At 71.3% G+C, this 10,890-nt stretch carries 12 protein-coding genes; 5 read left to right on the forward strand and 7 right to left on the reverse strand.

Annotation, left to right across the window (positions count from 1 at the left end; all coding sequences use genetic code 11):
* Nucleotides 1-220 (reverse strand): hypothetical protein (locus OU415_RS36765; protein WP_270954336.1); only part of this gene is annotated, 220 nt, incomplete at its 3' end.
* 74 nt (nucleotides 221-294) lie between these two features.
* Here OU415_RS36765 and OU415_RS36770 point away from each other — a divergent pair.
* Nucleotides 295-1,095 (forward strand): SDR family oxidoreductase, encoded by an 801-nt coding sequence (locus OU415_RS36770; protein ID WP_270954337.1) that lies wholly within the window; start codon nucleotides 295-297, stop codon nucleotides 1,093-1,095.
* A gap of 93 nt (nucleotides 1,096-1,188) precedes the next feature.
* Complete coding sequence (locus OU415_RS36775; RefSeq protein WP_270954338.1) at nucleotides 1,189-1,953, forward strand: TetR/AcrR family transcriptional regulator; 765 nt, start codon at nucleotides 1,189-1,191, stop codon at nucleotides 1,951-1,953.
* Between the two features lie 33 nt (nucleotides 1,954-1,986).
* Here OU415_RS36775 and OU415_RS36780 read toward each other — a convergent pair whose 3' ends face one another.
* Entirely contained in the window at nucleotides 1,987-2,991 is a 1,005-nt protein-coding gene (locus OU415_RS36780; RefSeq protein WP_270954340.1) for an NADP-dependent oxidoreductase, read from the reverse strand.
* Nucleotides 2,992-3,104: 113 nt separating this feature from the next.
* Here OU415_RS36780 and OU415_RS36785 point away from each other — a divergent pair, with 113 nt between their 5' ends.
* Together OU415_RS36785 and OU415_RS36790 are read left to right on the forward strand one after the other, a co-directional pair.
* Nucleotides 3,105-3,749, forward strand: a complete 645-nt coding sequence (locus OU415_RS36785; RefSeq protein WP_270954341.1) for a TetR family transcriptional regulator — start codon at nucleotides 3,105-3,107, stop codon at nucleotides 3,747-3,749.
* Nucleotides 3,750-3,791: 42 nt separating this feature from the next.
* Entirely contained in the window at nucleotides 3,792-4,736 is a 945-nt protein-coding gene (locus tag OU415_RS36790) for a threo-3-hydroxy-L-aspartate ammonia-lyase (RefSeq protein ID WP_408641989.1), read from the forward strand.
* Here OU415_RS36790 and OU415_RS36795 read toward each other — a convergent pair whose 3' ends face one another.
* The 5 genes from OU415_RS36795 to OU415_RS36815 all read right to left on the reverse strand — a co-directional run bounded on the left by OU415_RS36795 (nucleotide 4,737) and on the right by OU415_RS36815 (nucleotide 9,900).
* Complete coding sequence (locus OU415_RS36795) at nucleotides 4,737-6,122, reverse strand: amidase (protein WP_270954343.1); 1,386 nt, start codon at nucleotides 6,120-6,122, stop codon at nucleotides 4,737-4,739.
* A gap of 121 nt (nucleotides 6,123-6,243) precedes the next feature.
* Nucleotides 6,244-6,807 (reverse strand): IucA/IucC family protein, encoded by a 564-nt coding sequence (locus OU415_RS36800; RefSeq protein ID WP_333779286.1) that lies wholly within the window; start codon nucleotides 6,805-6,807, stop codon nucleotides 6,244-6,246.
* A gap of 82 nt (nucleotides 6,808-6,889) precedes the next feature.
* On the reverse strand, nucleotides 6,890-7,888 hold the full coding sequence (locus OU415_RS36805; RefSeq protein ID WP_270954344.1) for a pirin family protein: 999 nt from the start codon (nucleotides 7,886-7,888) through the stop codon (nucleotides 6,890-6,892).
* Between the two features lie 90 nt (nucleotides 7,889-7,978).
* On the reverse strand, nucleotides 7,979-9,061 hold the full coding sequence (locus tag OU415_RS36810; RefSeq protein WP_270954345.1) for a VIT1/CCC1 transporter family protein: 1,083 nt from the start codon (nucleotides 9,059-9,061) through the stop codon (nucleotides 7,979-7,981).
* Nucleotides 9,062-9,120: 59 nt separating this feature from the next.
* The gene (locus OU415_RS36815) at nucleotides 9,121-9,900 is read right to left on the reverse strand and encodes an enoyl-CoA hydratase-related protein (RefSeq protein ID WP_270954346.1); all 780 of its coding nucleotides are present in this window, start codon (nucleotides 9,898-9,900) and stop codon (nucleotides 9,121-9,123) included.
* 178 nt (nucleotides 9,901-10,078) lie between these two features.
* On the opposite strand from OU415_RS36815, the gene OU415_RS36820 reads away from it, so the two are divergent.
* A complete protein-coding gene (locus tag OU415_RS36820; protein WP_270954347.1) occupies nucleotides 10,079-10,264 on the forward strand; it encodes a hypothetical protein in 186 nt (61 codons plus the stop codon).
* Nucleotides 10,265-10,890: the final 626 nt, after the last annotated feature.

Genomic DNA, 10,890 nt, shown 5'->3' on the forward strand with positions numbered 1-10,890 from the left:
CCACCGAGGCTCCCAAGACAGCGGTGGAGACGACGACCGAGTCGGCGCCCGCGGTGACCTCGGCGCCGACCGAGACCACTTCCCCCGTGGAGACCAGCGAACCGCCGTCGGAGGCCCCGACCGAAACCGCGCCCCCGACGGAGACCCAACCGCCGTCCAGCTCCGAGCCCGAACGCCCGCGGCTGCTGCCGCGCATCGGCGAGGTCGTCGACGGCATCACCGGGCCGCTCCTGAACCGTTAAACGTCGCGATCCGCGGCGGCCGGTGGGACAGTCGATCCCAGGGGGTGTCGCCATGGACGTAATCGCGATCACCGGCGGGACCGGGCACCTCGGGCGCGAACTGGTGCGCCTGCTCAAGCCCGAGCACCAGGTTCGGGTCCTCACCCGCCGCCCCGGCACCGATCCCGAGGTGGAGTGGGTGCAGGGCGACCTGGCCACCGGTGTGGGCGTGCCCGAACTGCTCGCCGGTGCGCAGACCGTGGTGCACGCGGCCACCTCCTCCCCCGCCGCGCAGCGCGGGTTCCTGCACCCGGTCGACTTCTGGCGCAGCCCGCCCGATGTGGACGTCGACGGCACCAGCCGGTTGCTGGAGGAAGCGGCGACGGCCGGCGCGCGGCACTTCCTGTACGTCTCCATCGTCGGCGTGGACCGGCCTGCCCTGCCGTACCTGCGGTTGAAGCACACCGCCGAAGAGCTGGTGAGCGTCTCCGACGTGCCCTGGTCCACGGTGCGGGCCACCCAGTTCCACTGGCTGCTCGATCGGATGTTCAACCGCGCCGCGCGGATGCCGTTCCTGCCGCTGCCCGCGTCGCTGCCGACGCAGCCGGTCGACGTCCGGGACTTCGCGGAGTACCTCGCCGAATGCATCGGCCAGGGACCCGGCGGCCTGCGGGAGGACTTCGGCGGCCCCGAGGTGCTGACGCTCGGCGATGCGCTGCGCACCTGGCAGGAGGTCCGCGACAAGCACCGCAAGGTCTTCGAGGTGCCCGCACCTGGGCGGTTGCGGCGCATCGCCACCGACATGACCTGCCCGGACGGTCGGCGCGGCCGGATCACCTGGGGCGACTGGCTGCGCAGCCACCCCGGCGACTGACCACCGTCCACATCGGATGCCCGCGGGGGCCGTGCCGGAAGCCCCGCCGCGCACTCCTACGATTCAGGCGTACGGAGTACGGAGGCGGGTGCGATGGCGACCGAGTACAGCGGTGGTGGCGATCCGGTGCGCAGCCTGGCGCTGCTGTGGCGGACCCAGGACGGGCCGAGCAGCGGTCGCCGGGGGCGCTCCGACCTGGGCGTGGACCGGATCGTGCGGGCCGGGATCGAGATCGCCGACGCGGACGGGCTCGCGGCGCTGTCCATGCGCAAGGTGGCCGACCACCTGGGAGTCGGCACCATGTCGCTCTACACCTACGTGCCGGGCAAGGCCGAGCTGATCGACGTCATGCTCGACACCGCCTACGGCGAAACGGCGCGCCCCGAACCCGGCACGACCGGCTGGCGGGACCGGCTCACCCAGATCGCGCAGGAGAACTGGGCGCTCTACCACCGGCACCCGTGGATGCTGCAGGTCGCGACCGGGCGCGCGGTGCTGGGCCCGAACGCCATCGCGAAATACGACTACGAGCTCACCGCGCTCACCGGCCTCGGCCTCACCGACGTCGAAGTGGACGCCACGCTGAGCCTGGTGCTCGGCCACGCCGAGGCGGCGGCCCGCCGGGCGGTGGACGCGACGCAGACCGAGCAGCGCAGCGGGATGACCGACGAGCAGTGGTGGAACGCGCACGCGCCACTGCTCGGTCAGCTGATGGACCCGCAGCGCTACCCGACCGCGTCCCGCGTGGGTTCGGCCGCCGGCGAAGCGCACGGCTCGGCGCACGATCCCGAGCACGCCTTCGAATTCGGCCTGGAACGCATCCTCGACGGGATCGAAGCGCTCATCGCCGGCCGGTGATCCGGTCGCGAGAACGAGTTCGAGAGCAGGCTCTCAGGCGATCTTCACCAGCATCTTGCCGGTGTTCTCACCGCGGAGCATGCCCAGGAAGGCGTCCGGGGCGTTGCGCAGGCCGTCCACCACCGTCTCCCGGTAGCTGATCTTGCCGTCGCGCAGCCAGCCGCCGACCTCGGCGAAGAACTGGTCCTTGAGGTGCGCGCGGTCGCCGACGATGAAGCCCTCGAGCCGCAGGCGCTTGGAGACCAGCTTGAACATGTTGTTCGGTCCGGGCTCGGGCTTGGTGTTGTTGTACTGCGAGATCATGCCGCACTCGGCGACCCGGCCGAAGTCGTTGAGCACGTCGATCGCCGCTTCCAGGTGTTCGCCGCCGACGTTGTCGAAGTAGACGTCGATGCCGTCCGGTGCGGCCGCGCGCAGCTGATCGACGACCGGACCGTCGTGGTAGTTGAACGCCGCGTCGAAGCCGACCTCTTCGGTGAGGTAGCGGACCTTCTCCGCCGACCCGGCGCTGCCGATCACCTTGGCGGCGCCGCGCAGCTTGGCGATCTGCCCGACCAGCGAGCCGACCGCACCCGCCGCACCGGAGACGAACACGACGTCGCCCTCCTTCTGCTTCGCCACGTCGACCAGGCCCACGTAGGCGGTCATGCCCGGCATGCCGAGGGCGTAGAGGTAGGCGTTCAGCGGCGCCGCCTGCGGGTCCACCTTGACGGCGCGCTTGGCGTTGACCACGGCGTAATCGCGCCAGCCGAGGTCGTGCAGCACGAAGTCGCCGGGCTGGAAGCCCTCGGCGTTGGCGGTGACGACCTCGCCCACCGCGCCGCCCTGCATCGCCTTGCCGACCTCGAAGGGCGGCACGTAGGACTTGCCCTCGTTCATCCGGCCCCGCATGTACGGGTCGACGCTCATCACCACGTTGCGCACCAGCAGCTGCCCGTCGCCGGGCTGCGGCGCGTCGACCTCGACGACGTCGAAGTTGTCCGGGGTCGGCCAGCCCTTCGGGCGCGACGCCAGGCGGATCTCCAGGCCCTTGCTCATCGGTTCTCCTCTGCGAGACGGGATCGCCGCCGACCATACCGAAAATGTCAGCGACTGCCAATTGGCGGCTGGTGACTTATGTCTTGCCCTGTCGAAATGGCAGAATGGACCGCATGAACTCCCCGAACGACCAGGGTGGCCTACGCGCCCGCAAGAAGCAGCGCACCCGCGCGGCCCTGATCGACGCTGGCTTGGACCTGTTCCTCGCCAACGGCTACGAAGCCACCACCATCGACGAGATCGCCGCCGCCGTGGAGGTCTCGTCGCGCACCTTCTTCCGCTACTTCGCCGGCAAGGAGGACGTCGCACTGGCCAAGGGCGTCGAGTTCGACGAACTCGTGCTGGACGCCCTGGCCGCCCGGCCCGCCGACGAACCGCCGCTGATCTCGCTGCGGCACGCCTTGCTGGACGTGCTCCGCGAATCCGCCGCCGACTCCGGCGTCCAGCGGTTCCTGAGCACCCAGCACCTGATCAACAAAACCCCGGCGCTGCTCGCCGGCAACCTCCGGCGGGCCGCTGGCACCGAAGAACGGCTGACCGCCGAGATCGCGAAGCGGCAAGGCCTGGACCTCGCCGAGGACATGCGCCCCCGGGTGCTCGTCGGCGCGGTGTGGGGCGCGTTCCGCATCGGACTGGAGACCACCTGCGCCGATCCGAGCCGCGAAGTGGGGCGGATGGTCGAACTCGTCGAGCAGGCCATCGATCTGGCCACCGCCGGGATTCCGCAGCGATGGGGCGGAGATCCGCGCAGCTGGTGATTACGATCAGCGGCAGTCGACGGGAGGAGCGCTGTGGACGAGATCGTGAGCTTCGCGGACGTCGAAGACGCGGCTGACCGGTTGGAGGGCATCGCGCACCGCACCCCGGTGCTCACCTCCAGCACGCTGGACGAGCTGGTCGGCGCCGAGGTCTTCCTCAAGTGCGAGAACTTCCAGCGGATGGGCGCGTTCAAATTCCGCGGCGCCTACAACGCGATCTCCCGCCTGGACCAGGAGCAGCTGCAGCGCGGTGTCGTGGCCTACTCCTCCGGCAACCACGCACAGGCCGTCGCCCTGGCGTGCCGGTTGCTCGGCGCGAAGGCGGTGATCCTGATGCCCGCGGACGCACCTGCGGCGAAGCTCGACGCCACCCGCGGCTACGGCGCGGAAGTCATCACCTTCGACCGCTACACCGAGAACCGCGAGGAACTCGGCCGGAAGCTCGCCGGTGAGCGCGGGCTCGCGCTGATCCCGCCCTACGAGAACGCGCACATCATGGCCGGGCAGGGCACCGCGGCGCTGGAGCTGCTGACCGAGACCGGACCGCTGGACGCGCTGGTGGTGCCGGTCGGCGGCGGCGGGCTGATCGCCGGGTGCTCCACGGCGGCCAAGGCGCTGCACCCGGAGATCCGCGTGATCGGCGTCGAACCCGAAACCGCCGACGACACGAGGCAATCGCTCGCGGCCGGCGAGCGGGTGACGATCCCGGTGCCGCGCAGCATCGCCGACGGGCTGACCGCCGCTGTTCCCGGTGAGCTGACGTTCTCCGTCAACCGGCGGCTGGTCGACGAGATCGCCGTGGTCTCCGAGGACGAGATCCGCGCGGCGATGCGGCTGGCCTTCGAACGGCTGAAGCTGGTGGTCGAACCCAGCGGTGCGGTGGGCATCGCGGCGCTGCTCGCCGGGCGGATCACCGCACCTCGGGTGGGCGTGGTGATCTCCGGCGGCAACGTCGGGGTCGACCGCTTCGCCGAGATCATGCGCTGATCACAGCTGCGGCCAGGGCCGCTGCGCCGGGCGCAGCCGCTCGTAGGCCCGGGCCAGGCGGAGCACGCCGAGGTCGTCGAAGCGCCGCCCCGCGATCTGCAGGCCGATCGGCAGGCCGTCCGCGGTCCAGCCGCAGTTGACCGACACCGCGGGCTGCCCGGACATGTTGTAGGGCAAGGTGAACGCGATGTGCTCCAGGCCGCGCAGCGGGTCGCCGGTCGGGTACGCCTGCTCGGCCGGGAACGCGGGGATCGGCGCGACCGGCGACAGCACGTGGTCGAAGTCGCGGACGACCCGGTTGGCGGCCACCGAGATCGCGTCCATCTGGCTGTAGCCGTGGAACACCTGCGCGGCCGTGGCGTCGCGCGCGCTGGTGGCCCACTGCGCGATGCCCGGCAGGACCCGCGCGCGTCGTTCGGCGGGCAGCGCCGAGATGTCCGTCCAGGACCGGAACCGCCAGAACAGGTCCATGCCGTCGAGCATCTCGCGGGACAGGAACGGATCGATCGGCTCCACCGACGCACCGGCCGACTCGAGCAGGTGCGCCGCGGCCACGACCGCCGCGGTGACCTCGGGGGCGACGGGCAGACCCACCTGGTGGTCCAGGAGCAGGGCGATGCGCAGCCCGCGCACCTCGCCGTCCAGGGCCAGCCAGTCGAGATCGGCCGGGGGCAGCGCCGTGTGGTCGCGGGCATCCGGTGCCGCCAACACCGAGGACAGCAGCGCGGTGTCGGTGACCGTGCGGGTCATCGGCCCGATCACGCGCCCGGCGTAGGGCGGGTCGACCGGGATCCGGCCGAAGCTGGGTTTGAGCCCGACCACCCCGCACCACCCGGCGGGCAGCCGGATCGAACCGCCGATGTCGGTGCCCACGTGCAGCGGCCCGTAACCCGCTGCGGCGGCAGCGCCCGCCCCGGCGCTGGACCCGCCCGGAGTCCGGCTGAGATCCCACGGATTCCGGGCCAGGTGGTGGAAGCTGGACGCGCCGGAGGACAGCATGCCGTAGTCGGGCATGGTGGTCTTGGTGAAGATCACGGCGCCGCTCTCGCGCAGCCGAGCGACTGCTGGTGCGTCGTTCCGCGCCGCGACGAGCTCGGTGGCCGCAGTGCCCAGCGGTACCGGGGTGCCCTTGGTGGCGATGTTCTCCTTGACCGTCACCGGCACGCCGTCGACCGGGCCCGCCGGTGCACCGCGGCGCCAGCGCTCCTGCGAGGCGAGGGCCTCGGCGCGCGCCGCGTCGGCGTCGAGCGCGTAGGTCGCGCACAGCTTCGGTTCGCAGGTCTCGACGCGTTCCAGCACGGCGTCGAGGACCTCCACCGGTGAGGTCTCCCCCGACCGGTAGGCCGAAACCAGGTCCACCGCCGAGAGATCGGCCAACTCCGCCATCCGGGTCTCCCCTCGCTCGCGGCCGGAATCACCGAGTCTCGACCACCGAGCACCGCGAGGAAAGTTGGCAAGGTGCCCGCGCCGGACGACAACACCGTGCACCTCGTCCGTTGACAGCCGGTCACCCCGGCGGGGTCACCGCCGCGGGCACCGGGAGTTCGGCGTCGACCAGCACCTGCACGCCCAGCTGGTCACCGCGACCGCGATCGTCCGGATCGCCCCACCGGCACCAGATCTGCGCGCCGGGCGGTGAAACCCGCTGCCGCAGAACGGGGTTGCGCTCGTCCGGCAGGTCCAGCGGCAGCCGGACGCGGCAGCGGGCGTCCACCTCGGCCAGGACCTGCGCCGACGCGGTGGGGCGGAACCGGCCGATGCCGCGCATCAGCGGAACCAGCACCCCGGTGGCCAGCTCGGCGGCGAAGCGCACCGGCAGCACGTGGTCGAACTGCCACGGGTGGACCGGAACCGGCAGGTGCTCCCCGGTGACCGCGTCCGCGCACCGCCGCACCTCGGACAGCAGGCCCCGGGCCGTGCGGTCGAGGAGCAGTTCCGGGATCCGGTGCGAATCGGGATCGGCGCCGAAGCGCAGCCGGTCCCGGTGCACCGCCACCCAGTCCAAGCCGAGCGGTCGACCGCGCTTCGGCCCGTAGGGGGCCAGGGTGTCGGCAGCCACGTCCCTCCTCAACCAGGCAGCAGGACGACACCCGGGACAGTAACAAAGGTTAGGCTAACTTAATACGGCCGATCCGGGAGATGCTGATCACGGGTCAGCTCGGCTTGCGGGTCCGCCCGCGAGCGCGCAGCTCGGCGTTGGGCAGCGCCGGGGCGGGCAGCGCGGGCTCGGGGTAGCCGTGCACGACGCCGAAGCGGCCGTCCGAAGCGCCGGCAACGCGCCCCTGCTCCCAGTCCTCCCGCGCTCGGACCACTTCCTCGTGGGAGCGGCCGACGAAGTTCCACCACATGACGATCTGCTCCTCGAACGGAACACCGCCCATCAGCAGCGCCCGCCCGGACACGTCGGCGCGCAGCTCGACCTGCTCGCGACCTCGTCCGAGGTAGAGCATGTCGCCGACGCGGACCGGCCGACCGTCGACGGAGATCCCGTCCGACATCGCCAGCACAGCGTGCTCGAAATCGGCCTCCAGCGGCAGTCGCATGGCCCGACCTGCGTTGATCGAGACCTCGGCACCCATCAGCGGCGTGTAGGTGCGCGCCGGTGAAACCGCCTCGTCGAGCGCGCCCATCAGCACGGTCACCGAGCCGTCCGCCGTGGACAGCACCGGCAGGTCGCCGTGGTGCTCGAAGTGCGGTGCGACGTCGCGCTGCTCCCCGGGCAGCGCGACCCACAGCTGCGCCCCGTGCAGCACCGGGCCGTGGCCCGCCGGGGACTCCTCGGAGTGCGAGATGCCCCGGCCCGCGGTCATCAGGTTCAGCTCGCCCGGGCACACCAGCTGCTCGTTGGCGAGGCTGTCGCGGTGCAGTACCTCGCCCTCCAGCAGCCAGCTGACCGTCTGCAGCCCGGTGTGCGGGTGCGGCGGGACCTGCATGCCCGGCTGGCCTGCGATGTCGGCCGGGCCGTAGAAGTCGGCGAAGCACCAGGCGCCGACCATGCGCCGGTCGCGGTTGGGCAGTGTGCGCCCGACCATCATCGCCCGCGGCCCGCCCAGCGGGACGGTGCGCGGCTCCAGCAGTTCGGACTCCGGTTCGGCGGCGGTCGCCACGCCGCCGCAGCGCAGTTCGGCCGGATCCTGTTCCACATTGCTCACCCGGTCAGCTTCCCCCACCGCGCACGCGGGGCACAATCGGTCCCCGGTCGCCGCGCCGAGTTCGAGCTCGACGGGACCACTTCGGACTGATCAACCCACGGTCGCGCCGAACACCAGGCCGAGCACGTAGGTGACGGCCGCTGCACCAGCACCGATGCCGAGCTGCCGCAGCGCGCGGGGCAGCGGCGCAGCACCGGAGAGCACCCCGACGGTCGCGCCGGTGAGCATCAGCGCGAGGCCGACGAGCACGACCGCCACCAGCACCGCCGGTCCGCCGGACATGCCGAAGAGGAACGGCAGGACCGGGATCAGCGCGCCGGAGGCGAAGAAGACGAAGCTGGACACGGCCGCGTTGATCCCGGTGCCGACGATCTCGTGGTCGGCGGACTTCTCGTCGGCCTGCGGCACCACCGGTTTCGGGTCGCGCAGCAAGGCATCCGCGCGGCGCTGCGCCTCGTCCTCGGACATGCCCCTGGCCCGGTAGACCAGTGCGAGCTCGTTGGCGTCGACGTCGAGGTAGGGCACCACGGCGCGGGTCTCCGGGTTCGGCGAGGCCGCGGCCAGCAGCTCCCGCTGCGAGCGCACCGAGATGTACTCCCCCGCGCCCATCGACAGCGCGCCGGCGAGCAGACCGGCCAAACCGGTCAGCAGGACGGTGTGGGTCGGGACGTTGCCGCCGATCACACCGAGCACCAGCGCCAAGTTGCTCACCAAGCCGTCGTTCGCGCCGAACACCGCGGCGCGGAAGGTTCCCGACACGCGGGCCCGGCCTCGAGCGGCGAGGGCGCGCACGACCTCCTCGTGGATCTGCTCGTCGGCGGCCATCGCCGGGGACGCGTCACGATCGGACTCGTACGGCGAACGGCTCTCCGCGCGCTGGGCGAGGGCGAGCACGAAGACCGAACCGAACCGGCGGGCGAGGAACACCAGCAGGCGCATCCGGAACCGGCCGCGTTGCTTCGGCCCCGCCTCGTCGCCGAGCAGCTCCTCCCAGTGCGCGGCGTGCCGCTCCTCCGCTTCGGCCAGGCCGAGCAGGATCTCGCGTTCCTCGCCGGTGCGGCGGGCGGCGAGCTCCCGGTAGACCTCGGCTTCCTCCCGCTCGTCGGCCAGCCTGCGCCGCCACCGGCGCACCGACTTCGCATCGGCCTTGGGCGATCTTCCGCTCTCACGCACGCGCCAAGCCTCGCAGCCGATCACCGGGACCACCAGTCGACAGGCCGTGAAAGAGCAGGTCAGCCCTCGAAGGTCGGTTTGCGCTTGGCCAGGAAGGCCTGCGTCTGCTCGCGGGCGTCCGCGGACTGCGAGGTCCCCGCCATCACCTCGGTGGCGATCGCGTAGGCATCGGCCTCGGGCCGGTCCAGCTGGGCGTAGAGGGTCTGCTTGCCGACGGCCTTCGCCTGCCTGCTCCCCCGCGTGGCGCGCGCCAGCAGGTCGTCCACCGCGGCGTCCAGTTCCGCGTCCGGCACCACGCGGTTGATCAGGCCCCAGCGCTCGGCCGTCGCGGCGTCGATCGGGTCGCCGGTCAGCGCCATCTCCATCAGCCGCTTGCGCCCGATCGACCGGGCCACCGGCACCGCCGGGGTGTGGCAGAACCAGCCGCCCTTGCCGCCGGGCAGCGCGAACGCCGCGGACTCGGCGGCCACCGCGAGGTCGCACGAAGCGACCAGCTGGCACCCGGCCGCCATCGCCAGCGCGTGCACGCGGGCGATCACCACCTGCGGGACGGCGTGAATCGTGCGCATCAACGACTCGCACAGCCGCAGCATCTCGCGCATCCCGGCCAGGTCGCGGTCCGCCATGTCGCCGAAGTCGTGCCCGGAGCTGAACACCGGACCGGCGCCGGCCAGCACGATCCCGGTCGCCTTGGTCTCGGCGGCCGCCTCGAACGCCTGCTTGAGCTCGGCCAGGTGCGCTGACGAGAGCGAATTGCGCCGGTTCGGGCGGTTCATGGTGATCCGGACGGTCGCACCGTCCTGTTCGGTCAGCAGGTGCTGGTACTGCGGGCTGCTCATCGGCGCTCCAAGACCTCGACCACGTCGTCGCCCCGAGCCTGGCACGGCGAATCGCGGTTGACCAGGCTCGGCCCGGGTGCGACGCGCCGTGGCGGAGTCTGGTCGGACCTCGCGCGCCCGCGCCAGGTAGGGTTTGGCGTCGCTGCGCGGGTGGTCCGACGACGGGGAGGCTGGTCCGATGAACCGCAAGCCGGTGATCGTGGTCGTGGTGCTGGTCGCCATCGTCTGCGCCTACTTGCTGGTTCGCGATCCGGTGGGCGCCGCCTCCGCCGTCCACGCCGCGTGGGAAGTGGTGATCGGCGCGATCAGCACCGTGATCACCTCGCTGACGACCTTCTTCCAGCACCTTTTCCACGGCAGCTGACCGGTTCGGAAATTCTTCCACCGGCATATCCGCGCGCCATTGTTCAACATGCTTCCAGGACTGCTCCGCAGGCGTGAAGTCGCGGTCGTCGCAATAAACGATCAGATCTTCCGCTACCCAATTCGCACGACGCGAAAACAAGCCGGACGAAAGAGCAGGGACTTAATACCCGGATTCGTGCGGGAAGGCGAAAAAACCCGTCTCCGCATTGCCGGAGTGAGCTTGTCCTGCACCTGACGACCGCTTAGTGTGGGAGGCGGTCACGTCGAGGAAAGCGAATGACCTCGGAGCCCGCAGGGCTCCGGGAACTGGGGAAGTCCGGTTCGCCCCGCGAAGTGACCCGACGTGGGGGAGAAATTCCGGAACGGGCCGCAAACCTGAAAGCTCCCACCGAGCGGCTGTTCGATCCACTGGGCCCAGATCGATTTCCGCCCGGAATAGGGTTCGCGGTCCCGACTCGAATTCACCTCGCGTCGCGTGCAAGCGCACGCCGGATGGCACGACGGTCCGGCACGCGACGTGCATCGACTGGGAAAAGAGTGATCGGAATGCAGATCAAGGACACCTTCAAGTTCGACGGTCTCAACCGCAGCTGGGGCTGGGGCTGGGGCGGCTCCGGCTGGGGC

The organism is Saccharopolyspora oryzae (assembly GCF_027853915.1).
Taxonomy (GTDB): Bacteria; Actinomycetota; Actinomycetes; order Mycobacteriales; family Pseudonocardiaceae; genus Saccharopolyspora; species Saccharopolyspora oryzae.